The organism is Porticoccus sp. Uisw_050_02 (assembly GCF_047729555.1).
In the GTDB taxonomy this organism is placed as follows: Bacteria; Pseudomonadota; Gammaproteobacteria; order Pseudomonadales; family Porticoccaceae; genus Porticoccus.
In genome coordinates this window covers 1,133,475-1,157,957 of sequence record NZ_CP159825.1, presented here as the reverse complement: position 1 = coordinate 1,157,957, position 24,483 = coordinate 1,133,475, and the positions used below count along the sequence as shown (strand labels likewise).

Genomic DNA, 24,483 nt, shown 5'->3' with positions numbered 1-24,483 from the left:
TTAAATTACCTCGATCAGCTGAAAAGACTGGGACCTAATTGCAATACTCTCGCCTATCCTGAGTGGGTTATTTTGATGTTTTTTTGCTAGGTCTATTTCTTTAGTTGTTAGGTATACGTTACCATTTTTATAGGAAAGAAACGTTTTGGTTGCGCGCCCTTGCGAGAATGCGAGAAGTGTCCCATGAGTACTAATGTATAATATTTTTCCTATTGCTAGAGCTGTATTTTGATAGAGGACATGGGTTGGGGTGTTTTCGGGTGACTGAGAAAATTCTTCGACTGCGGACAGATCTTGATTGGCTATTTTGGTGACAAGAAAGATATCTTCATGATCCTGCTTGATATCGTTAAGGTGCTGAAGGCACCCTAAAACAGCAGAATTTTCTGGCAATATATGAAATTTTCCTAGTTGCTCAGTGAGACCGGGTAGCAATCTTGTCCTATGACTAGCAAATAACAAATCACCTTCGAGCACGATAGCACTGAATTTTTGTTTTAGTTGGGCTATTTTCTCGTTATTTCTCGTTAAAAGATCATCCAGATTCAGTATTAATTGGTAGTTTCCCTGTGGACTGTCAAGAACAATCGTTACCTCTTTTTTTGCGCATAGCTCCTTTATCCAACCTGGTAAGAGGTTGTAGAGCTGCTGCTCTCCTTTTGCTGTATGAAGAGGATCGTATCGATACTCTTGAATAAATTTGTTAGCAATATATTTTGCCCAGTCATCATAGAAATTTTTTAGCCCTACATCGGGAACAACCTCAACATGCACTCTTTCTTTGTAGTGTTCGCTAACAAGTAGACGAGTAAAAACGATTTGATGTAACTGAATATCTAGATGTACCAGATATTTTTTGCTATTAGATTTTTCCGTGAATTTCAGTTGAGACACAGCTGCGACAGCTGAGTCCACAAAACCGATCGATTTGAAGGGGGTCGCCTGAATTAAACCTAAGATTATAGATAGCTGTTCACGATCAAAGCTTCCCGGAATAGCGAATATAACTTCATTTGGGTGGCCGAGCTCTTTATGTAAGTCGAGCAATTGTTGGAATGCTAGATCTCCATTATGCCTAACCTTGTTTGTAGAGTGAGCAAGTGGAGATAGACTTAGCTGGCGCCAAAATTGATTGAAACTTTGCTGTGGCGACAAATAGCTTTTTAGTCGAGCGATATCTCCAGTATCAATACCTTTATTAGTTAAAAAAGCGTAACCGGGGCTGACAAATACCTCACCCTTGCTATTTCTGCAGCAGTGCCCAGAGTCGTTAAGTTCTATGATTGCTGTGCCCATGTTGTCGCTCATACCAGAATTTTCAACCTAATCAATTTTTTTATTAGTTTTTTGTCATACTGGATCTGTTTTAAGGTGGCGGACTAGATTACTATCACAGTAATTGTGTGTATCTAGAACCAGTCTTTCTTGTGCTAGTTGCAGCTGGTGTACGATAAACATCAGAAAAATACTTATTACCAATGCGATAAAAGTAGAGTTAAATGCTACTCCCAGGCTTGCTGTAACTCCTGCGATATCGCCCTCAATCGCTTTATGCGCTTGACTTAATGCCTCTCCAATACCTCTAACAGTGCCTATGAATCCAATTGAAGGGATTGCCCATGCAATATATCGCACCATAGATAATTCTGAGTCTAGTCGATCAGATTCTTTGTCTAGGACTTCACTGACAGCGCTGGAGACATCCTGGATATTCCTTGTAGATTCAAATCGATGCAGCGCAGTCAGAAGTACTCTTGGAATAAGGCATGCCTTCTGAGTGGGGGCTAATGCTTGAATAGGACGAGATATTTGGCGTGCGTCTTCGGGCAATATTCGTGTTCCTTCAGTGGCTATTAATAATTTTTGGTTGAGTAACTTACGCTCATCCATGGTACTTCTTGCCTTGAAGCCCATGATGGCGCAGGCCCAAATCATCAATATAAAACAGGCTTCCTGTTCATAGTCTTTTACTACAATATAAAATGACCTTACAGCCACATAAGGTTCCCCGGCCTCTTCTTTGGCTAACTGTTGCTCTAGTAGAATATTTGCATTAGGACGAATGAGTGCCAAGTATATTGTATGCACTACAATTAGCGCCAGAATCAGTGAAAAAACCTGATACATGAATTCTGATGAGACTTTTGTTTCCATATGATTAGAACTCCTTAAATGTCCACGGGAAATGGAATTGGTAGATCTTCAGAAATTTCTTCGCTAGGGCTGAATTCTCGCTCTAATATTCTATTGTTGGCAGCGTTTGGCGGCGTTACTTTTTGTCTTGATTTCAGATTAGATTCTCTCGAAATGGCTATTTCGGAGTTTTTTGGTTTTACTGCTTGAGGGTTAGACATCTGTGCTGATTGCTCATCTTTCGCAAAAACGAGAGGACTGAGTCCTGATAATAGTAATAAAATGAAATAGGATTTCATCCTGCTGCCCCAGTTATTATTAGTTATTCTATCTTTATTTTTTATCTTTTGATTTAATGTAGCGAGCAACCCTAAAGCCTACATCATCTCGGGCACTATTACCTGTATCTCGAAATGATAGTCGCAGCTGAGCTATATCGCTATGGCGCCAGCTACCCCCACGTATGACTCTCAGTTCTCCCTCATTTGGTCCCATAGGATCTATTTCTACTGCATTGCCAAGATTAAACCTAATACCATAGTAATCGTTTACCCATTCAGCTACATTTCCATCTAGATCGTACAGACCTTTTTTGTTGGGGTTAAAGCTCCCTACTGTCGCTGTAGTAGAATGTCCGTCATTATAAACAGGGATGACTGATTCTAAAATGTTAGCTGCGCTGATGTCAGCAAAATTGCCACTTTTGTCCTTAGGTGGAAAGTTATTATGTAAATTTTCTGACTGATTGTCTGGTCCTGAAGACCTGGCAGCCCATGCCCATTCGGCTTCTGTAGGCAAACGATAACCAGTAGCACTAATGTTTGAACCGGTAATTTTATTAGCACTCTCTATGTAGAACGGAAGTAGTTTTTCTTTCCGGCTGAGCCAATTACAGTATAAGGCCGCTTGTTCCCAGCTAATGCTCACCACAGGTTGCTTTGGTCGATCTAAAGTTTTGCCGCCGGCATGACGAGAGCTATGCTGCTTATACTGCCAGTATTGATCGTTAGTCACTTCTTTGGCGGCCAAGTAAAAAGGGCGTGTAATTTTTACTTTTCTTAATACCTCATTTGCTCTTCGGCCGACTTCTTGCCTAGGGGCTCCCATTGTAAAAGTACCCTTTGGCTTGAATAGTTTCAAGATCTGCCCCCCTGGACTTGTAATCTCTACTGGAATGCTTGCCCAATAATGCTCTTCTTTTGTAAGCAGTTGAACTTGGATGACTTGTTCTAACTGAGGCTGTGGTGTGATAACTTTTTTGTAGCTGACATAGCCAGAATTTTTGATTTCCATGAGATGCGGACGAGACGGCAGCCGTAGGGTTTCGCCTGTAATACCTAGTAATTTTCCGTCAATCCATATTGTGGAATCTTTTGGAGACACAAGTACTTTGACAGCACCTATGCTAGGAATTAATTCTAAAGACAGATTCTTTCTTTTTCCTGACGCCAGTGATACGGAGTGTTTTTGGGTCAAGTAACCATTAAGAAAAACGGAAATATTATGCTTCCTATCAGCATCGAGATAAACAGTGTTGGGGGTATTGCCTCTGTATTCGCCATTTATTGTAATTGTCGCTCCAGATGGCATAGTGCTTAGATCTACAATGCTGTCAGCAGGTACTAGTTCTATTTCTGGTATCTTCAGGATATCGCCTGCATTTATAGATAATTTTTTACTCCATGGTTTATAGCCAGGGTATGTAATGGTAACGACCTCTCCGCTTGATAGAACTGGTACTGAGAATGGAGTTTTTCCGATAATTTGCCCACTGACCCGTATCGTTCCACCTTGTGGCGAAGAGCTAAATTCTATATGCCCCCAGTCAGGCTTAAGGCTAACATGTAGATCCTGCTGGCGATCCAGCCCTTCTATTTCTACAGTTACAGTTTTAGGGATATAGCGAGGCGCTCTGATGTCTAACAAGTGCGGCCCTGAAGATAGCGGGGTTATTGTAAAAGGGCCAACTCCAATAAATTCTCCATCCACAAGAATCTCACTTCCCTCAGGATGAGTGGTTAAATGCAGGTGGCCTGGCTTCTTTTCCATGCTTAGGTTTATTACTGTATGGTCATCTTCGCCAATAGTAAAAGGGTGTTTTAGATCAATATAGCCATCAGTTGATGCTTCAATTGTGTAGCTCCCCGGCCGTACTAGATAATGATCAGCTAAAGGGAAACTGAAACCCCCTTTTATATTGAGCTGGGCTGCAGGAGGGGCAACTGAGATAACTACTGATTTTGCTGTGAGAAGAAACCATATTGCTAGAGTGCTTATTAAGAGCCCGAGCGTAACACTTGACCTTAATGGTTTGAATGAGACATTGGAGCCTTTGACCGCATCTTGTATCGGTTGAAAATCTACAGGAATAAGCTTTTCATCGCTTGATGCAGACTGCTTGCGGGATGTTGACTCAGTATCTTTTCTTTTTGTCATTAAATTTTCTCTTCACATGCAATCTCTACGCTGAGTGGCATTTTTTCTGGCGTCACTCTGAATTCAAGACGCACATCACGATAGCCTTTTCGGCTGCCTAGCGCGATATAATCCCCTGGCTGAAGTGATAATTGTTTCTCCTTAAATAATCCAAGCATACCATGCCTCAAAAGTACTATTGTAGTGGAGTCGTTTGAGCGGAACTGCACCGATAGAACCACTTGTGATTCTTCAAGAGCCTGACTGAGCTGATTAGTTTGTTGCGTGTGCTTGGGCCCTGAAAGTTTGATTTTCTGTGCAGTGTCCAGTAATTTTTTAGCGTGTTCATACACTTTTGGTGATGCAAGCCTAAGAGGGGATGCTAGAATAATGTCTATAGCGTCGCTTAGATTGGCTCTAGATTTACTGCGGCTTTCGCCTAGCTGTGCTTCTATCAATGAGTTATTTTTCGCCAAGATGGCTCCATAGCTCCCTATGGCTTGATGCCATTTTTCCTGTGCTTCTTGCGATGAAGCAGTACTTAGTTGAGTCTTAATAGTTTTCTGGATCGATAATGATTGTGCCTGAGTTAAGCCTAAAAAGGCCCCTGAATTTTTAGGCTTTAGTTCTAGCGCTTTCTGGAATGACCGTATGGCTCCGTTGAGTTGGTTATTTTCTAGCGCTTGATAGCCGGCACTCATGGTATCGATAAATTGGTTTTCTGTAATAAGATGTAAAACCTTGCTAGCTCCACTTATAGCCTCTTCGCTCAAAGGGTCAAGATTGACGGCTTTCAGAAAAATTTCTTGTGCTTGCTTAAGATCTCCTTCCTCAAGGACATTGTTGGCTTGCTTGAGCAGCGCCAAAACTTCATTTAAAAAATAAGCTCTCTCTAAGCCTTTTTGGGCGATAGTGTTAGAGGGGTCAATAGAGAGCGCCAGCTGATAATATTCCTTCGCTTCTGTTGCATTTCCAAGAGAAAAGGCCTGTTCGGCTATTTTGAGATTAATAAATAATTCTTCAGGCACTCGGCTTTCCAGCTCTACAAGATTAGTTCGTGCTTGTTCGTATAAAATTAAAGCCTGTTTGAAGTCTCTTTGGCGATACAAGAGGTCTCCTTTGGCTCCTATTTCTAGGGCATTCTCAAATACCTTTTTACCCCATAGCTGAACATTTTTACTTTCAAGAAAATCCTGGCTAGCAAGAAATTTACTGAGACTGTCTTGCGATTTTCGTCGAGCCTTCAATAGCTGCGCATCTACAAAGGGGGATTCTTTTAAAGACGGGGTCTGTCTGTGCTGACTTTCTATTTGCAGCTCAGACTCTGTGGGCTTCTGAATCAAAAAGGGGAGCGCAAATATGACTACTAGTGCCAGAAAAAAACTGACACCTAGAGCAATAATAGTGCTGCGTCTTTGCTGCCAAGGAATAGACTCAGCTACACTGATGGTATTTCTAGTTAAAGGAACATTAGTGGCGTTTATGGATTCAGAGTGTGGCTTGGTGCCATCAGTATCGTTCATTTAGATTAGATCTCGCCGCGCTCAGTTTTATATATTTCTCGCAAAAGAGATCTCCATTGATTGTAGTGTTCCTCTACATTTCCTGTAAGGGTTACTGTGCGATTCTCTAGTTCAATTACACGAGGTTCAATTTCTGCCTCTAAGGATTGCTCCAGTTCAGCCAGTACATCTTCATGAATCTTTAATTCAGCTCTTTTCTCGAAACCACTTTTAACCAAAAGAGCCCCGGCTCCAATTGCCACCGCACCGGCAGATTGCGCAGAACCATTTCCGCTTCCAGAGGCCATAATTCCACCAATAACAGCAGCAATTCCCCCAATAGTTCGAGTTACAGATTGACGCTTAAGCTCTCGTGCAGAGCTTATTTCTTCATGAGTGGCTTGGCGCCATGATTGGTAAGGTTTTTTCATACGCCCTGAGAAGGCGTCATAATGTCCTTGCATAGTATCTACGAATAAATAATCTCTTTCTCGAATTTCTGATATTTTAGTCAGAACAGGATCATTTTCTGCAGGAAGCCGGATGATTTGAAATTCACCAGATGAAGATTCTTTTATATGTGAGCCAAATGCTTCTGGAGAAAAATCACGGGCAAATCTTAAGCTGGAAATTGTGGATAATCTTCTTGCATCAACAGAAGATAATTCGTGGCGATATTGTACCAAATCGTTTGTTATGCTGTTAAATAGATTCTGAAAAGGGTCACGGTAAAGTTCCATAGTATTCTTGTAAGCATAGTAGCCTACGCTCTGCGTATAGGTTTTGGTGTACCAGAGTCGGTTGCTAGTGTCTGATACGCTGACTTCTAAGGTTAATTTTTCACCATCAGAGTTAATGATTTTGCCTTCCACATATACATCTACAGTTGTTTCACGACTAGGAATCGATCGTACTGCGCCCCATGCTGATGTTTTTTGAATGGTTGATGTTAACTGATTAGCCAAGAAAAGCCCTTCAGCATTACGCGCAGAAGAAGAGGTCGCTGGGCTGATATTTTCTTGTGAGCCCTTAAGGGGAGTTTTAAAAGGCAATACGGCAATATCAAGCGGATGCAGTCTTTGTGCTGAAACAGGCTGCTGGTTAAGCGGCATAACGACAGTGCTTGTGACTTTTTGAACACTACAGGCAGCAAACGCCAACATAGTCAAAGCAAGAAGAAAAGAGACTATTGGTGATCTTTTATGAGCAAACTGTGACTTCATAGGCATTTTTTTAGTTACCCTGTTTATATTTTCGGTATTCGGCCCAAAGCTTTTCTTGTAGTTTGGGGTCTTTTTCTTTTGTTGCAGCCTCTCGTATTTGTCTTGCAATGATGTCATCACTAGCACTATCTATAACATCTACCGGGGTACTAGTATCAGGCCGACCGCTAGGCAGGCTGCCCTGGTCTGGAATAGAAGATTGATAGCGAGCATTGTTATTATTATTGACACTGCTGCTTCCATTGCCATTTTCTCCTTCATTGCTAGCCTCGGCTCCCGAGGGTCTCTCTGAAGCGCTGCTTGAGCTAGAGTTTGTAGCTTCTTCCATCGATTCAGAATTATTATCACTTAAAGTGTCACTTAAAGCATCGCTTGACATCGTGTCTTCTTCAATTTCGATAGTGGTGTTTTCGGAGGCAAGCATATTATCGAATGCGGTCATTGATTTTTCTAGCTCTGCATTTAAAATTGATATATTTTCTTTTTCAGTAGTTATGCTAGAGGGGATATTTTCCCTGTTTGGTGTGTTCTGATAGCCTTGAGAAGGAATGATTCCTGGCGTGCCAGGCAAGACGATTTTTTCTGGCTGAGTAGCGGCAGATGAAGTCGATTTTGAGCTGGGGTTGTTGCTAGCTGCCATACTTTCACACCCCCCTAACAATAAGATTATGACGCCACTCAGAATTGCATGCAGGGTAAAGAATACTCTTTGGCTATCTGGCTGTATCTGTTTAATTTTATTCATTTGGAAGTATCACTCGTATCGGAAAATCAGTTGCTAATTTCGGCACTCCATTTTTGAGGTGAGGCCTAAATTTTTTTGAGCGAATAGTTTCTATAGCTCGCTCGCCATATTCATGTGTTTCTGTAGGATATATTTTTTGAATGTTAAAATTAGTTGCGCTTCCCGCCGCAGTTACATCTACTAAAAGATTAACATAGTTGCCTGTTGATGGCGGAGTCGATTCTTGTCTTGGCTCGATAATTCTAGATCCCTGAGAGCCAAAGAAACTGTCGCGTCTTGGCAACATAGCGGGCCTAGAATATAGTCTGTCTAAGGCTTCTTTGGCTTCTTTGTTCCCAGTTACTATATTATAGGATTCTTTGTAAGCATCTATTGCTAGCTGGTACTTTCCGAATAAGAGATACCAGTCACCCAAATTAGTTTGCCCTAAAGCCTTTTCTTTTTTTGTGGAGTTGTAATTTTCATTGAGTATTTTAAGTATCTGGTCCTGTGCCAATAGGCCATGATTAAAGTAAGCACCCCGGCCTAGGACTGTGTTTTTTGGAGCCATTGACCGGTAACCAAAGGGAACAGATGCTCCAAGTTCTCCAAAGTCAGGATATAACTGCTGATGCGCAGACAGGTGGTAGCATGTTGTGGCTAAGCTAGTTAATAACGATAATAGCTTAGTGTTAGATTCATCTTGATGCTCGATTAAGATCCTAATGGCATCTGAATATAACTGGAAGGCTATTTCAAGGTGAGAGCCGTCATTACGGCTTCCAGTCTGGGAGTATGCATCAAGATTCCATTGACCTACCTCACTCATGAGGGGTATGAGATTTGTGCTGCTTTGGCCATAAGTTTCCAAATAAACTTGGAGTAATTGACCGTAAGTAATAGTTGTTTCGGTAATGTTGCCTTGACTGGCCTGACTGTTAATAATACCGCGCAGTATCGCTTCTTGAGATAAGCCATACAGGCCATCATTAATACGCTTAATGTAAAGTGCTTTTCTGTAGACGGCAATTGCCTCATTTGGGCGGCGATTACTTTGAAGTATCTTTCCTAGGTTATAAAGCATTTCTGATAACTCTAGACTGTAAGGGCCTTCCTCGCCTTCTTTTTGTTCGATAGCGAGAAGATGGCTATCAACAATTAGTTTAAACTCAGAGGGATCCTTGGAATCAGTTTTTGCAGATTTTTTTGGGAAGTTATTTTGTCCTGGATCATTCGTCACTAGATCTTTTTTTTCTTCAAAGGTATCTAGCATAGTGCTAGAGGACACGGCTGCACTTGCAGCAAAAATCGTTACAGAATGGTATGAGAATACACAAATACATAAAATCAAGATACGTGTTAGATTCCCTGTAAAATTCATGTATTTTGGCTCGCTTTTAATTCTTGCCTCCATGGGTGGATAGCGACAGATTATTCATTGCGGTATGTTTTTATTGGCATTATACAAAGCTTAATATACTTCACCTGTTAATCTGTAAGGCTTAAGTGTAGCGTATTATTTTTAAGAAATGAGGTAAAAGATAAATGTTTTTTGAGTTATGGAGCGTGATGGCCCCGGTTTTTATTTGTACCGCCATAGGGTATTGCTGGGCGCGGTCTTCTATACCTTATTCAGCTGAATTTGTTAGTCGTATAGTTATGAATATTGGTGCACCATGCTTGGTTATTTCGACTATCAGTAAAGTTGAAGTTTCTGGACAAGAATTTTATGCAGTTGCTTTCGCAGCACTGCTAATATTTCTAGGCACTGCAATGCTTGGTATGTTGGCATTGCGTATCTCTGGCGGGAGTATTCGCGCATTGTTGCCAACAGTGGTTTTTCCAAACAATGGCAATATGGGTTTGCCGTTGTGTTTGTTTGCATTTGGGGAGCAGGGCTTGGCTCTTGCCTTGGCTTTTTTTCTTGTGCAAATGGCAGCATTGATGTCTGGTGGGGTAGCTCTGATGTCTCGCTCTAATAAAGGATTTAGGGTAGCACTTAAAGATTTGGCCTTCTTGCCACTAGTCCATTCTATTATTATAGCAATTTTTCTGCTGGGAACAGGAGTAACTCTGCCTGGTTGGATTGACTCTACTCTGGGATTACTGGGTGGGCTGACTATCCCGCTGATGCTGATTACCTTGGGTGTCTCGCTTGCAAACCTGACCACTGCAGGCTGGGGTCGTAGCATAATATTTTCATTATTACGTATAGGTGGCGGATTCGCATTTGCTTGTATGGTTGTTCAAATACTAGGGCTTTCGGGAACAGCAAAACATGTTGTTTTATTACAATCTGTTATGCCAGCCGCAGTGTTTAATTATTTATTGGCACTGAAGTTTGATAGAGACCCAAATGAGGTAGCAGGGGTAGTTGTGACCTCTACTTTATTGTCTCTTCTGGTGATTCCTGTATTGTTGTATTTTTTGCTATAAGGTTTCTTTGAATGCAAAGGTATAATGTCATGATAAATTCTATTTTTATTTAGGTGGCGGAACGAACTGAGGGTGTTGTTTTGGTAAATACAAAACCTTTATCAGGATATCGAGTAATAGAGTTAGGACAATTGCTTGCTGGCCCTTTTACTGGGGCACTGCTAGCCTATTTTGGTGCCGAAGTGATAAAAGTTGAGCCTCCGGGCAAAGGGGATCCATTGCGTAACTGGAGAGTGTTAAAGGATGGAACTTCACTATGGTGGCGAAGTCTAGGCCGCAACAAAAAATGTATCACAATCAATTTAAAATCAGAGAGAGGCAGAGACCTAGTTGGGCAGCTTATTGATGGTGCCGATGTATTAATAGAAAATTTTCGACCTGGAGTAATGGAGGGCTGGAATCTGGGTCCAGAGCGCTTCAGGGAATCTAACCCTGGTTTGATCTACACCCGTATATCTGGCTATGGGCAGACTGGACCTTATGCCCACAAGCCTGGATTTGCTTCGGTATGTGAAGGAATTAGCGGCTTTCGTTATGTCAATGGTGTTCCGGGAGAAGCCCCCGTTCGGCCCAACCTCAGTATTGGAGATAGTATCGCTGGCCTTCATGCTGCCTTTGGCGTTCTACTGTCGCTTCTTTCACGTCACAGTAGCGGCAAAGGGCAAATTGTCGATATCGCTTTATATGAAGCAATGTTTAATATGCTAGAAGGCGTTATTCCTGAATTTGATGGCGCCGGAATAGTTCGTGAGCCTTCAGGAACCACGGTAACTGGTATTGTTCCCACAAATATTTATCGGTGTGCTGATAAAAAATACGTTGTAATTGGAGGTAATGGAGATTCAATTTTTAGCCGTCTAATGATAGCTATTGGTCGACCAGACATGGCCCAGGATCCACATTTTTCTGATAATGCAGGTCGTGTGCAGTTTGAGGATGAGATAGATCTAGCTCTCTCTACATGGTGTAGGGGGCTAGAAAGCAAGGAAGTTTTGGAAATTTTAGATGCTAGTGATGTACCCTCAGGCCCGATTTACAATGCAGCAGATATGCTGGGAGATCCACATTTTAATGCACGCGGATTGTTTGAAGATGTGCAGGTGAACGGTGAGCCACTGAAGATTCCTGCAATGATACCAAAGCTTAGTGAAACCCCAGGAGAGACAGCCTGGGCAGGACCTGATATCGGTAGCCACAATGCAGAAATATTTGGCAAACTGTTTGGATTGGATGAGATATCTCAAGAAGCGCTGAAAAATGACGGAGTCATTTGAGACCCACAATGACCAACCTGAAAAAATACTAGCATGATAAAAAAAACCCCATATATGATCTCGGCCGTTAAAGAAAATCTTTATCAGCTTAGTGTTATTAGGGCTATTATCCTTGGGTGTGAGATTTTAGCTTTAGTATTCTTTGGTAAATTTCGTGATATAGGACTACCTGTTTCAACTCTTGGCATTATTCTTCTTTTGCATGGTGTGGTGATTGCCGCCACTTGGCATCGATCATTAAAGACTATGGAAATAACAGAGCTAGAGTTTTTTTGCCAAGTACTCATCGACGTATTTTTTTTTACTATCCTGTTGTATTTTAGTGGCGGAGCGTCAAACCCCTTTGTTTCTTATTACTTGGTTCCTGTCAGCATTGTTGCTGGGACATTATCGCTTCGCTACACGTGCATCACCACACTGTTATGTTTGGGGGCGTACAGCGCCCTCTTGATAGGCAGCTTCCCTATTTCAGCTTTTTCCCCAGACCTGCACCATGGGCATCATCAAGAAAATAATAGTTTGCATATCATAGGTATGTGGGGAAATTTTGTGATGAGTGCACTTTTTATTACTTTTTTCGTTACTCGAATGGCTGGCGCACTGAAACAACAAAGCTCTCAAATAGCTACACACAGAGAAAATCAGTTACGAGATGAGCAGGTAATTGGTATTGGTGCATTGGCAGCAGGAACAGCGCATGAGCTTGGAACCCCGCTGAACACTATGAAAATTCTTGTGGATGAAATGAGACAAGATAAATCTAACTTTAATCAGGATATAGATATCCTTCGAGGCCAGATAGAACAATGCAGGATTACACTCAGGCAGCTTGTCGCGACCGCTGACATTACAGCCAACAACAAAGAGGCTAGGCCTATTCGGCAATACGTTAATCAGTTATTGGAGCGATGGCAGGTGCTTCATCCAGAACTGAATGTATCAGTGCGTTTTATCGATAATCCAAGAGCGCGTGAGGCGTTTTTTTATCCCACTATTGCACAGTCGTTATTGAACTTGCTAAATAATGCAGCTGATGCTAGCCCAGAAAAAGTTGACGTATCTGTATTTTGGGATGAAGAAAAATTAGAATTTTCTATTCGAGATTACGGTAAAGGGCTATCTTCATATCAGAAAGACATATTGAATAAGCCATTTTCATCCGAAAAAAAAGATGGTTTGGGGATAGGGCTTTTTTTAACGCATGCCTCTATAAATCGCTACGGGGGCAGTGTCACCATAATGCCTGCAGACAATAGGGGTGTACTTACCAAGGTTTCATTGCCGCTCATATTTGAACCAATAAGCGCAGATTAACAAAAAATTTGAAAGTGCCAGTATAAAAATGATAAACAAAAAAACCATATTGATTATTGATGATGATGAGATATTTTTAGATGTCTTGGGAAGGGCGCTGACTCGAAGAGGGTACTTTGTTGTCGCTGCCTCGACAGCTAAAGAGGCAGTTGCTTCTTGTGAGAGGCATCAGCCAAGCAAAGCTATTTTAGATTTAAAGCTTGAGAGAGGATCAGGATTGACGGTTCTGCCCCAGCTTAAAATCATTAAACCAGATATCGATGTTTTGATTTTAACCGGCTATTCAAGTGTGTCTACAGCAGTCGAAGCAATAAAGATGGGAGCCAAGGATTATTTATGCAAACCTGCAGATATAGAAGAAATTCTTTCAGTATTCAGCGGTAAGAGAATTAACATAGTTACTACAGGATCGCATCAGACGCCTCCAAGTGTCGACCGCTTGGCCTGGGAACATATTCAAAAAGTTCTTTTAGAAAACAAGGGAAATGTTTCTGCGACAGCACGTATTCTGGGTATGCATCGACGCACTCTCCAGAGAAAACTGCTCAAGAGACCAGTCAAGCAGTAAGTGCGACAATATGCCACATTCCTTTTCCTGCAAAAAAATGTAGTTTGTCGACCTTAATTTTTGAGAGGCGAGCTACGTGAAAATTGTAAGTATTGTATTTATGATAGCACCTTTATTGCTTGTTAATTCATTATGCATTGCCGAGCAAACCAGCCATGAGACACAAGGCTCTCATGGCGGCCATAAATCGACAGGACATGCGCATCAAAAAGGAGGATGGATGCTTTCTTTCCGCACAATGGATATGCGCATGAAAGACAGCCTCGATGGAGATAAGCGGATTTCTTCAGATGAAATTGTCACCGCTGCCCCCAATCGTTTCTATGGAGATGTAGGGCAACCGGCTACATTGAGAGTTGTTCCCATTAAGATGGACTCTAAAATGGATATGTTTGGCGTAATGTATGCCCAGACTGACACAGTGTTTTGGATGCTCATGCTACATCATTTTGAAAAAGAAATGGAACTTCTTACTTACATGGGCGCATCTGGCATCACCAAGCGAGGTGTTTTTAAAACCAAATCTAGCGGAATGGGTGACACCTCTTTGAGCGCTCTATGGAAAGTGTCAGACCGCAATGATCACCAATTACATCTGGATTTGGGCGTTAGTCTTCCAACGGGAAATATTGACCAAAAGGGCACTGTTTTGACCCCCATGGGCATGAGGAATAAAACAATATTGCCTTATGGAATGCAGCTGGGGTCTGGAACTTATGACGTGCTTTCTGGTGTATCTTATACCGGGAAAAGCGGCCATTCGTTGGACTGGGGGGCTAAATATCAAGCAGTCATGCGTATTGGTGAAAATGATGAGAACTACACACTCGGAGACAAGCACGATGTTTCAGCTTGGGGCGGGGTTTCTTTTGTTCCATGGATAAGAATGTCTCTATCGTTATCTTATCAATATCAGGGCGATGTAGACGGAATAGATTCCAGAATAATGCTTCCAGTACAAACAGCAGATCCTGATAATTATGGTGGAAATACATTGATAGCTCACTGGAGTGTTGCCTTGTTAGGCCAAAAAGGGATTCTTGGGGGCCATGGAATAGAGTTTGGATATTCCAAGCAGCTGGATCAAAATGTAAATGGCATACAAATGGAAATGGATGACATGATTTCTGTTGGCTATCGATACGGATTCTGAGCATCCTATCTCTGACGCTATGAGTCTTTCTTAATGTTATAGTACTTCAGAATTTTCAATTACTGGTGATCCATTTGGACTTAATTCCTGCGGCAAAAAAAATTGCAATTTTTGTTGATGTCCAGAATATCTATTATACGACGCGTGAAGCCTACGGACGCCAGTTCAATTATAGAAAGTTGTGGCAGTATGTGTCCCCACAAGGCGATATTGTGAGTGCAAATGCTTACGCTATTCATCGCGATGACGAAGGTCAATTAAAATTTCAAGATGCATTGAGAAATATAGGATTTAATATAAAGCTTAAACCTTATATTCAGAGAAGAGATGGCTCAGCAAAAGGTGATTGGGATGTCGGTATTGCAATTGACGTGCTGGATACCGCGAAAGAAGTTGATAGAATCATATTGCTTTCTGGAGATGGAGATTTTGACTTATTGTTATCTAAAATAAGAAACGATCTTGCGGTTGAAGCCTTTGTATACGGCGTCCCTTCCTTGACTGCTGGATCTTTAATTAGTGCGGCTACTAAGTTTATTCCAATTGACCAAGATTTGTTATTGTAGTTAATCCTCACCAAAATACAGGAACTAATCGGTGTTAGTCATTGTTCCAAATATCTCTATTCCTGATCATGAAATAAAAATTACAGCTGTTCGCTCTCAGGGGGCAGGAGGGCAAAATGTAAATAAAGTTTCTTCTGCTGTGCACCTTCGTTTTGATATCAAAGAGTCTTCTTTGTCAGACACTGAAAAGGACAGATTGCTGGATTTAAATGATAACCGTATCAATAAAGAGGGGGTGCTGGTAATAAAAGGCCAAAAATTTCGCACTCAAGAGAAAAATAGAAACGATGTGCTTGAGCGGCTCCAGGAAATTATTCGAATGGCTTTAGTGGTTAAAAAATCAAGAAGACCCACCAGGCCAACTAGGAGTTCTCAGAAAAAACGGCTTGATAACAAAACATTGCGCAGTAAGATTAAGTCTTTGCGCAGAGATTTTCCTGAATAGCCATGTAACATTGAATGGTGGGCCCACCAGGACTTGAACCTGGGACCAATCGATTATGAGTCGACTGCTCTAACCAGCTGAGCTATGGGCCCTTTAAGCGTTGCTCGCGTTACTCATCAAGAAAACTACGCAAATGATCAGAGCGGCTGGGATGGCGAAGTTTACGTAGTGCTTTAGCTTCAATTTGGCGAATTCGTTCTCGCGTTACATCGAATTGTTTGCCTACCTCTTCCAGCGTGTGATCTGTATTCATATCAATACCAAATCTCATGCGAAGCACTTTAGCTTCTCTCATGGTAAGGCCATTTAAAACTTCTTTGGTCGCATCCGTTAAGCTGTCATTGGTGGCAAAATCAACTGGTGACAGAATGTTCACATCTTCAATAAAGTCACCTAAGTGAGAATCATCATCGTCCCCAATCGGGGTTTCCATTGAGATAGGCTCTTTGGCAATTTTCAGCACCTTGCGAATTTTATCTTCAGACATTTCCATTCGCTCACCCAATTCTTCGGGCGTTGGCTCCCTACCAATTTCTTGAAGCATTTGCCTTGAAATACGATTAAGTTTATTGATAGTTTCAATCATATGAACAGGAATACGAATAGTTCGTGCTTGGTCAGCAATAGATCGAGTAATTGCTTGGCGTATCCACCAAGTGGCGTAGGTGGAAAATTTATAGCCGCGGCGATACTCGAACTTATCAACTGCTTTCATTAGCCCAATGTTCCCCTCTTGTATGAGATCAAGGAATTGGAGGCCTCTATTGGTATATTTTTTTGCAATAGAGATAACCAAACGTAAGTTAGCCTCAACCATCTCTTTTTTAGCTCGCCTCGCTTTAGCTTCACCTATAGACATACGACGATTGATATCTTTGACCTGGGTTATAGTTAAGCCATTCTTTGCAGAAATCCGACCTAAGCGACGCTGAGCCCTTTGTATTTCGACTTCCTGTAGCTTTAAAGCTTCCGAGTATGAATGATTACCACTACATACTTCCGTTACCCAGTTTTCATTAGTTTCATTTCCAGGGAAACTTTGAATAAACTCACCTCTTGGCATCCTGGATTGACGAACAGCTAGCGCTGTAATTTGTCGTTCTGCGGCCCTGACCAGACCAAGAGCTTCGCGCACCAAGACAATTAGAGGATCAAATTTTCGTGGAGCTAGCTTCAGATATTTAAAGTGTTCGCTAAGCTCACTCATGGCTTTTATGGTGATCTTATGATCACGACCATGCTTCTTTAATGCTTTTTTAGCACTGTTGTTTAATTTTTTTAGGAGATCAAAACGCTCTTTTGCTTCTATCGGGTCTAAACCAGTATCAGGCTCATCTTCATCTTCATCTTCAGTCACCTCGGTCTCGCCGTTTTCTTCTTCCTCCTTCTTGGCTGCTTCTGCTTGGGCGAGAGCAGAAGGCACATGCTCCATGGGATTCAAATAACCAATCAGAATATCCGCGAGTTTTCGTTCATCTTTTTCTATGAGATCATATTCTTCAATGATGTAATCGACGATATCTGGCCATTCCGCTATAGAGCACATTAGTTCGCGAATACCTTCCTCGATACGTTTGGCAATTGCTATCTCACCTTCGCGGGTAAGCAGTTCAACTGTACCCATTTCACGCATGTACATACGAACAGGATCTGTAGTTCGATGCTGTTCTGTTTCTACAGCAGCAAGTGCAGCAGCAGCCTCGGCAACAGCAACATCATCGGTAGTTATGTCTGCAGTGTTGAGGAGATCTTCGGCATCTGGTGCGCTTTCGAAGACACTGATCCCCATGTCATTAATCATTTGAATGATATCTTCTACCTGATCGGGGTCAGAAATATCTTGAGGTAGATGATCATTTACATCAGCATAAGTCAGGTACCCCTGCTCTCTACCTCTGATAATTAAATCTTTGATCCGTGATTGTTGTTGTGCGATACCGCTCATATACGATCTGCTATGACTAAAGTTGGATGGGAAAAAGACAGTGTGTAATTATACTAAAACAAACTCAATTTGTCCTATCTGTCTAAGAAAATTAGGTAATTTTTTTTACTATCAAAGAATCCTTGGCTTTCCTGTTATTTGATTAAAAAGTGATTTTATTTCATCATTTTGTTGTTCTTTGGGAAGATTTAGCCATGCACGATTAAGGTTTTTTAGATCATGATCGTCGATAGACTCTTTTTTGGCCAAATAAAGAAACAAATCCATTGGCTTCATATTGACCATTGAGTCTCTTGTTAATCGAGCTAATATCTCTTTAAATTCTTTGACGTTGTCTCTATGGCTGTTAGCTAAAGGACGAAATAAATCTATTGCAGCGATGTTAGCTAGCTGCTCTGCTTGAGCTTGATCATGGGTACTTCGCCAGTAACCGATAATATGGTTTAGCGTATAATCAGGATTCTCATGAATTATTCTTGCCAAAGAAATGAGAATATCTGTTCCTTCAGTTTTTAAGTCTGCCAACACTTCCACGTTGGGCAAATATTTTACAAGCTCTGGGTGATTGGCCAAAAGAGCAATCAATGTTTGCATAGCCGGAATTTTTATACGCTTATTTTTTCTAGAAGATTTTTCGATATTGGAATTTTTTGGATGATTTGACTTGCTGTGATCTAAGTGATGCCTTGTATTTAGGTCGCTATAATATTCCAAGTAATCATCTGATTTTACTTTCTCTTTTTCCTTCTCTTGATGTGTTTGCATCGGATCATGCGCTGGTTCTATTAACTTAGAGAGTGTACTTGCATCCAGTCCTGTGCGCTGGGATAAAGTTTGAATCATTAAAGTTTTAAATACCCCCAAAGGCATTTTATTGATTAGTGGTGCTGCGAGTTTACTTAGCCGCGCTCGACCATCTAGTGAATCATGATCATGATTCTCAGAAATTGACTCAAAAAGAAAGTCAGAAAGCGGCATTGCATTTTCTACTAGCTCAAGAAATTGTGCGGAGCCAACCTTTAGAACTAATGAGTCAGGGTCTTCTCCTTCAGGCAAGAACATGAACTTTGCTGAACGCCCATCCAACATTATGGGGAGACTTGCCTCAAGGGCTCGAGATGCAGCCTTCCGACCAGCCTCATCACCATCGAAGCAGAAAATAACTTCAGAGGTATACCGAAATAGTTTATTAAGATGTTCTATTGTGACAGCCGTACCTAGTGTAGCTGCAGTATTATGGACACCATTTTGAGATAAGACTGCAACATCCATATATCCTTCTACTACGATCAGATTTTTAATCTCACGAAGATGATGATTCGCTTCATAAAGCCCATACAGCTCTCGACTTTTATGGAATAGCGGTGTCTCAGGTGAATTCAGATATTTTGGTTTGTCGTCACCAAGCACGCGACCACCAAAGCCGATTGTTCGACCCCGAACATCTCTAATTGGAAACATGATTCGATCGCGAAAACGATCATAAAGTTTATTTTCATCATGACGGTCAACCAGAAGCCCAACATCTTTAAATTGTTGAATCCTCTCGTCGTTGCTGCCCAGACCTTGGAGTAAGTTGTCCCATCCAGGTAACGCAAAGCCAATGCCAAAGTTACGAGCAGTTTCACCGCTCAGCTTCCTAGATTTTAAATAATTGACAGCTCTTTTGGCATTAATCGGTTCACGCAGATTGCTACGGTAAAAATTATCAGCCTCTTTCATTATAGCGTAAAGAGATTTCTTGTAGCTGATGTTAGCGTCCGTATCATGCGCTTTATGAGGTACCTCTAGGCCAACTTGCTTTGCCAGCATTTCCATAGTTTCAGGAAAAGAGGTCCTATCAAAATCAAGAACAAAGCCGATTGCATTTCCCCCGACACCGCAACCAAAACAATAGTAAAACTGCTTGTCTGGGCTCACACTAAAGGAAGGAGTCTTTTCGTCATGAAATGGACAGCAGGCAGAATAATTCTTGCCAGATTTTCGAAGGTCTAAGCGACTTCCTACCACATCAACAATATCTAATCGGTCAAGCACGTCATCGATGAAGCTTTGCGGAATTTTACTTGGCATGTATTTGCTGCCTTTGCTTTAACTTAGCGACTTATAACTAAACAAAGTATTACATGTTGGGCTAGGATAACCATAAGCCTTTTTATGCCAGCTTACAATTTAACAGAGTTATCCTGCCAGGAGAATTAAACTGCACAGCCTGACTAGCTTAGCTTAGCTTTAATTATTGTGCTTACTGCGCCAACATCGGCACGGCCTTGAATTTTAGGTTTGATGATTGCCATGATTGCACCCATATCTTTCATAGACTGAGCGCCTGATTCAGCAATAGCATCAGATACCATAGTCGCAACCTCAGAATCACTAAGAGCTTCAGGTAAGAACTCTTGTATAATTACTATCTCAGCCAGTTCTATATCTGCCAATTCCTGTCGATTTGCGTCTACATACTGTGTAACAGAGTCACGACGTTGCTTTACCATTTTATCGAGTACAGCCAAAATTCGAACATCATCTAGCTCAATCCGTTCATCTACTTCAATCTGCTTTATACCAGATAAAATGAGCCTAATTGCGCCCAATTTTAGTTTATTTTTAGCACGCATAGCATTTTTCATTTCTTGTGTGATCTGTGCTTTTAGCATTTAGCTCATCCTTGGCTCTATAAACAAAAAAAGCGCCGACATTGCGGCGCTTAAACGATAAATTTTTAACTTAGCCCTATAATTGAACTTAGTACATGCGTACAAATTTCTTGTTATCCCTAGAATTCTTTTTAGCATGACGCTTAACCGCTGCTGCAGCTTTTCTTTTGCGCTCCCATGTTGGTTTTTCATAGAACTCCTTACTGCGAACATCTGCTAGAATTCCAGCTTTTTCACATGAACGCTTGAAGCGACGTAAAGCGACATCGAAGGGCTCATTTTCTTTAATGCGAACGAAAGGCATGTATTCACTATCCTATTGTATACTGCTAGTTATTTAAGAATTAAAAGAGTCTTTTTTAAAAATATTAAGAAAAGATACTCCTTTACTCGCAAGGGCCAGTATTCTAAACATATACTGTCTGAGTTGCAAAACTTTTATGAGTTGCGTTGAGTGCGACATAAGATGCATATATTTCTTTTTGCTTAAGCATGTGATTTTTTATTTTTTTTAAAAAAATAAAAAATTAGTAATGATAGCAGTCAATATAGTGTCAAATTAAGTAAGTGTTTCTGCAGATCCAGTATTAATAGAGTTGAGTTAAAACAATGCGAGTACTAGGTATTGAGACTTCCTGCGATGAAACCGGCATTGCTGTATATGATAGTAATGGTGGGCTTTTAGCGCATGATCTGTATAGCCAAATAGGAGTTCACGCTGAATATGGTGGGGTGGTTCCAGAGCTAGCCTCTCGAGATCATGTGAGAAAAATTTTACCCTTAATTAAGCAAGTTTTATCGGATGCCAACACCACAGCGAAAGAAATTGATGGCTTAGCTTACACTTCAGGTCCGGGACTAATTGGTGCCTTGATGGTGGGGGTGTGCGTCGGACGCGCCTTGGCATATGCTTGGCAGGTTCCTGCAATAGGAATTCATCATATGGAGGGGCACTTGTTGGCTCCAATGCTGGAAGAGAGTCCGCCAGCATTTCCTTTTATTGCACTGCTAGTGTCAGGCGGACATACCCAGTTGGTAGAAGTTAAGGGCGTCGGTATTTATCATATCTTAGGTCAATCACTTGATGATGCAGCAGGTGAAGCATTTGACAAAGCAGCGAAGATGCTTGATCTGGATTATCCTGGAGGCCCAGCAATTGCTGAGCTTGCAAAGAAAGGTGTGGCTGAAAAATTCAAGTTTCCTCGGCCTATGACAGATCGACCTGGCCTTGATTTTAGTTTTTCTGGACTAAAGACATTCACCTTGAATACTATCGTAAAATATCGTGGCGATGACGTTTTGCCAGACGATCAGACCTCTGCAGATATAGCTTGTGCCTTTGAGGAGGCTGTTATAGACACACTAACAATTAAATGTCTTCGAGCACTTAAGCAAACTGGCTTAAAGAGGTTGGTTGTTGCTGGTGGAGTTTCTGCTAATGAGCGACTAAGAGAAAAACTGACTGAGAGAATACATAAGATTAATGGTGAGGTCTTCTATGCGAGACATGAGTTTTGTACTGACAATGGCGCTATGATTGCTTATGCTGGATGCCAGCGTCTTTTGGCGGGATATCATGAAGATCTAGCCGTTACCGCTAAACCGCGATGGCCAATGGATAACCTTATGCCTTTAACCGAGGAATAAAGCGTGTCAGATATTGTTTATATTAAGAATCTTGAGATAAATACTATTATTGGCATACATGACTGGGAGCGCCAGTCTCGCCAAATAGTTAGCATAGATCTCGAAATGGCTACCGATATTCATAAAGCAGCCGAATCAGAAGATATTCTACTTACCATCGATTACAGTGCTGTTTCAGTCCGATTGGTGGACTTTGTTCAGAGTAGTGAATTTTTATTGATAGAAACGATGGCTGAGAAAGTGGCAGAAATTATTCTCCATGAGTTTGGTATCTCGTGGTTGCGACTTCGTATTGGGAAGCCTGGGGCAATTGCTAATGCAGCTGATGTTGGAGTCATCATAGAGCGTGGAGGCACACCGTAAAGCTGCAAGTGGTAGTTATATCGAGCTACCACCGTCAACAACGATAGTTTGTCCTGTAATATAGCTTGCAGAAGTTGCTAGAAAGAGGGCTGTTTGAGCAATATCTTTCGGATCTCCTTTACGCCTAAGAGGGATTGCACCCATAATTTTTTCTTTTATTTCCTCATTCATTTGTGTGTCTAAGGCAGGCCATAAAATTACACCTGGTGCTATCCCATTTACGCGTATTTTGGGAGCCAGTTCTTTCGCTAAAGACTTGGTGAGCATGGCATTTCCGGCTTTAGCTATACAGTATATGCTGTAACCTTGAAGAGGGCTGAAAGCGTAGATATCGTTAATGGATATGATGCTCGCATTTTTTCTCAGTTGCGGGGCGATTGCCTGACAGAGGAAATATGGGCCCTTGAGATTGCTATTTATAAGCTCGTCCCACTGATCTTCGTTAGATTTTTCTAGGGTATTAGGATGAAAACTCGAAGCATTATTTATCAATACGTCTAATTTTTTTCGCCATAAAAGTAATTTTTTGACCATAGCCTTAATGTCAGAACTATTGGCTAGCTGTGCTTTAAAAGTTGCAGCCGAATCTTTGCGTACCGAATTTAGTTCTTGAGCGAGGGCTTCGGCATCGTGCTCAGAATTATTGTAATGAATTGCTATATCATAGCCATGGTTATGAAAAATGCGTGAAATTTCTGCACCAATACGACGAGCTGCTCCTGTAATAAGCGCTACCGGATTTTTGTTTTCGCTCATGCTGGTCAAAACTTTTTCTCTATTAATTTAGCAATAATTTGTTCTCGGCATCTATCAATTTCTTGCCCCAGTTGTTCGCCACTAAAGCCTTTCTTCATCAATGCTTTGTTATCTACTAATTGAATTTCGTTAAAAACTTTGATGAGCCATATGCCTGCATCATAAGAGGCAGCTCTAGATTCCTTAGAGGCGTTAGCATCTGCTTCACAGCAGCTAACAAATTGTATGAGATTACTAGATGCCTTGAATGCACCCACACCCTTGAACATTTCAACGATAGTTGAGGGATCTAAGCTTCTTGAATTATGACAAAAAGACCTATATTTAGTTACAGCTGTTGCGATTTCTCGATAACGATTTGGCGTTTTTAGTCGATTGCAAAGATCATGAACTATTTTAATGTTCACATCTTCATTGTGCTGCTCTATGCATGCAGCATCGATACCTTTTCCTACGTTGCCAATAAGCACAGCAAACCGAGTGGATGGATCATTATCTAGCGCAGCTGAATAATCTAAGGATAATAAAGTATGCATTCCAGTATTGGCTTTAGACATGCTCTGAGGGACGTTGAAGAGTCGATCAATTTCTGGAAATAGCTTCGATAGGGCGTTACATTGACGTAAAACTTCAATATAAATACTAGGTGTTTTCTCTTGCAGTGCTTTGTTTGTCTCTACCCATACTCTTTCGGCGGCAAGATGGACTAATTCTCCACTGTCTGATATATGGGCCATCAATGATAATGTCTCGTCTGCGACTTTAAATCCCAGATGATGGTAGCGAGCTGCGAAGCGTGCCACACGTAATATGCGCAAAGGGTCTTCTAAAAAGGCATCTGAGACATGACGAAGTATTTTTTGAGAGAGATCTTTTTGACCGCCATAAGGATCTATTATATTGCCATCGGAGTCTTCTGCCATGGCGTTAATAGTCAGATCTCTTCTTGAAAGATCTTCTTCTAGGGTGACATTCACATCTGTGAAAAACTCAAATCCCTTGTAGCCAACACCTGATTTTCGTTCGGTGCGCGCTAGAGCATATTCTTCTTTAGTTTGAGGATGGAGAAAGACAGGAAAACCTGAACCGACCTGAAGAAACCCTTTATCCAGGAGATCTTGTGGCGTCGAACCAACAACTACCCAGTCTATTTCTGTGTAATCATAATCAAGCAATTTGTCGCGAACGCAGCCGCCAACTTTATATTTGTTCATGCCTAATACTCGTTAGACCTCGTGTGTTAACCGCTACACTAGATGATATGTTAACAGAGAGAGAGGCGTTATGAGTATAAATAGCAACGATACTATTTCCTTATAAGCTAAGAGAAGGTAAAAGGTCTTAAATTTTGGAGTGTTCGGT

General features: G+C 41.4%; 23 protein-coding genes and 1 tRNA gene. 9 read left to right on the top strand and 15 right to left on the bottom strand.

The window, feature by feature from the left end; all coding sequences use genetic code 11:
- The 8 genes from ABXT41_RS05560 to ABXT41_RS05525 are packed head-to-tail and all read right to left on the bottom strand — an operon-like array spanning position 1 to position 9,378.
- On the bottom strand, positions 1 to 1,308 hold the full coding sequence (locus ABXT41_RS05560; protein ID WP_415390530.1) for a hypothetical protein: 1,308 nt from the start codon (positions 1,306 to 1,308) through the stop codon (positions 1 to 3).
- Between the two features lie 42 nt (positions 1,309 to 1,350).
- The gene (locus tag ABXT41_RS05555) at positions 1,351 to 2,154 is read right to left on the bottom strand and encodes a MotA/TolQ/ExbB proton channel family protein (protein ID WP_415390529.1); all 804 of its coding nucleotides are present in this window, start codon (positions 2,152 to 2,154) and stop codon (positions 1,351 to 1,353) included.
- 14 nt (positions 2,155 to 2,168) lie between these two features.
- The gene (locus ABXT41_RS05550; RefSeq protein ID WP_415390528.1) at positions 2,169 to 2,432 is read right to left on the bottom strand and encodes a hypothetical protein; all 264 of its coding nucleotides are present in this window, start codon (positions 2,430 to 2,432) and stop codon (positions 2,169 to 2,171) included.
- A gap of 34 nt (positions 2,433 to 2,466) precedes the next feature.
- On the bottom strand, positions 2,467 to 4,569 hold the full coding sequence (locus ABXT41_RS05545) for an SUMF1/EgtB/PvdO family nonheme iron enzyme (RefSeq protein ID WP_415390527.1): 2,103 nt from the start codon (positions 4,567 to 4,569) through the stop codon (positions 2,467 to 2,469).
- Positions 4,569 to 6,071, bottom strand: a complete 1,503-nt coding sequence (locus tag ABXT41_RS05540) for a tetratricopeptide repeat protein (protein ID WP_415390526.1) — start codon at positions 6,069 to 6,071, stop codon at positions 4,569 to 4,571. The genes ABXT41_RS05545 and ABXT41_RS05540 overlap by 1 nt, the downstream gene beginning before the upstream one ends.
- A gap of 5 nt (positions 6,072 to 6,076) precedes the next feature.
- A complete protein-coding gene (locus ABXT41_RS05535; RefSeq protein WP_415390525.1) occupies positions 6,077 to 7,279 on the bottom strand; it encodes a hypothetical protein in 1,203 nt (400 codons plus the stop codon).
- 4 nt (positions 7,280 to 7,283) lie between these two features.
- A complete protein-coding gene (locus tag ABXT41_RS05530; protein ID WP_415390524.1) occupies positions 7,284 to 8,018 on the bottom strand; it encodes a hypothetical protein in 735 nt (244 codons plus the stop codon).
- Positions 8,011 to 9,378 carry a hypothetical protein gene (locus ABXT41_RS05525; RefSeq protein WP_415390523.1) on the bottom strand — a complete coding sequence of 456 codons (1,368 nt, stop codon included), beginning with the start codon at positions 9,376 to 9,378 and terminating at the stop codon, positions 8,011 to 8,013. The genes ABXT41_RS05530 and ABXT41_RS05525 overlap by 8 nt, the downstream gene beginning before the upstream one ends.
- Positions 9,379 to 9,542: 164 nt before the next feature.
- On the opposite strand from ABXT41_RS05525, the gene ABXT41_RS05520 reads away from it, so the two are divergent.
- From ABXT41_RS05520 to arfB, 7 genes are all read left to right on the top strand, one after another.
- A complete protein-coding gene (locus ABXT41_RS05520) occupies positions 9,543 to 10,433 on the top strand; it encodes an AEC family transporter (protein WP_415390522.1) in 891 nt (296 codons plus the stop codon).
- 80 nt (positions 10,434 to 10,513) lie between these two features.
- Complete coding sequence (locus ABXT41_RS05515) at positions 10,514 to 11,707, top strand: CaiB/BaiF CoA transferase family protein (protein WP_415390521.1); 1,194 nt, start codon at positions 10,514 to 10,516, stop codon at positions 11,705 to 11,707.
- 33 nt (positions 11,708 to 11,740) lie between these two features.
- Entirely contained in the window at positions 11,741 to 13,021 is a 1,281-nt protein-coding gene (locus tag ABXT41_RS05510; protein ID WP_415390520.1) for an ATP-binding protein, read from the top strand.
- Positions 13,022 to 13,049: 28 nt separating this feature from the next.
- Positions 13,050 to 13,589: a response regulator transcription factor gene (locus tag ABXT41_RS05505; RefSeq protein WP_415390519.1), complete on the top strand. Its 540-nt coding sequence runs from the start codon at positions 13,050 to 13,052 to the stop codon at positions 13,587 to 13,589.
- A 76-nt stretch (positions 13,590 to 13,665) separates the two neighbouring features.
- Complete coding sequence (locus tag ABXT41_RS05500) at positions 13,666 to 14,742, top strand: transporter (protein ID WP_415390518.1); 1,077 nt, start codon at positions 13,666 to 13,668, stop codon at positions 14,740 to 14,742.
- A gap of 74 nt (positions 14,743 to 14,816) precedes the next feature.
- The gene (locus ABXT41_RS05495; RefSeq protein WP_415390517.1) at positions 14,817 to 15,308 is read left to right on the top strand and encodes an NYN domain-containing protein; all 492 of its coding nucleotides are present in this window, start codon (positions 14,817 to 14,819) and stop codon (positions 15,306 to 15,308) included.
- 31 nt (positions 15,309 to 15,339) lie between these two features.
- Positions 15,340 to 15,753 (top strand): alternative ribosome rescue aminoacyl-tRNA hydrolase ArfB, encoded by a 414-nt coding sequence (gene arfB, locus ABXT41_RS05490; protein WP_415390516.1) that lies wholly within the window; start codon positions 15,340 to 15,342, stop codon positions 15,751 to 15,753.
- A 15-nt stretch (positions 15,754 to 15,768) separates the two neighbouring features.
- Here the strand turns inward: arfB and ABXT41_RS05485 are convergent.
- From ABXT41_RS05485 to rpsU, 5 genes are all read right to left on the bottom strand, one after another.
- Positions 15,769 to 15,845 (bottom strand) — tRNA-Ile (locus ABXT41_RS05485).
- 17 nt (positions 15,846 to 15,862) lie between these two features.
- Positions 15,863 to 17,698 (bottom strand): RNA polymerase sigma factor RpoD, encoded by a 1,836-nt coding sequence (rpoD, locus tag ABXT41_RS05480; RefSeq protein WP_415390515.1) that lies wholly within the window; start codon positions 17,696 to 17,698, stop codon positions 15,863 to 15,865.
- A gap of 111 nt (positions 17,699 to 17,809) precedes the next feature.
- Positions 17,810 to 19,771, bottom strand: a complete 1,962-nt coding sequence (gene dnaG / locus ABXT41_RS05475; protein WP_415390514.1) for a DNA primase — start codon at positions 19,769 to 19,771, stop codon at positions 17,810 to 17,812.
- Positions 19,772 to 19,914: 143 nt separating this feature from the next.
- Positions 19,915 to 20,355, bottom strand: a complete 441-nt coding sequence (locus ABXT41_RS05470; protein WP_415390513.1) for a GatB/YqeY domain-containing protein — start codon at positions 20,353 to 20,355, stop codon at positions 19,915 to 19,917.
- A gap of 88 nt (positions 20,356 to 20,443) precedes the next feature.
- Positions 20,444 to 20,659: a 30S ribosomal protein S21 gene (gene rpsU, locus ABXT41_RS05465; protein ID WP_415390512.1), complete on the bottom strand. Its 216-nt coding sequence runs from the start codon at positions 20,657 to 20,659 to the stop codon at positions 20,444 to 20,446.
- A gap of 305 nt (positions 20,660 to 20,964) precedes the next feature.
- Between rpsU and tsaD the strand changes: the two genes are divergently transcribed.
- Positions 20,965 to 22,002: a tRNA (adenosine(37)-N6)-threonylcarbamoyltransferase complex transferase subunit TsaD gene (gene tsaD, locus ABXT41_RS05460; RefSeq protein ID WP_415390511.1), complete on the top strand. Its 1,038-nt coding sequence runs from the start codon at positions 20,965 to 20,967 to the stop codon at positions 22,000 to 22,002.
- 3 nt (positions 22,003 to 22,005) lie between these two features.
- Complete coding sequence (gene folB / locus ABXT41_RS05455; RefSeq protein ID WP_415390510.1) at positions 22,006 to 22,365, top strand: dihydroneopterin aldolase; 360 nt, start codon at positions 22,006 to 22,008, stop codon at positions 22,363 to 22,365.
- Between the two features lie 15 nt (positions 22,366 to 22,380).
- Here the strand turns inward: folB and ABXT41_RS05450 are convergent, their stop codons facing one another.
- The gene (locus ABXT41_RS05450) at positions 22,381 to 23,121 is read right to left on the bottom strand and encodes a pteridine reductase (RefSeq protein WP_415390509.1); all 741 of its coding nucleotides are present in this window, start codon (positions 23,119 to 23,121) and stop codon (positions 22,381 to 22,383) included.
- 5 nt (positions 23,122 to 23,126) lie between these two features.
- On the bottom strand, positions 23,127 to 24,335 hold the full coding sequence (locus ABXT41_RS05445; protein ID WP_415390508.1) for a multifunctional CCA addition/repair protein: 1,209 nt from the start codon (positions 24,333 to 24,335) through the stop codon (positions 23,127 to 23,129).
- Positions 24,336 to 24,483: the final 148 nt, after the last annotated feature.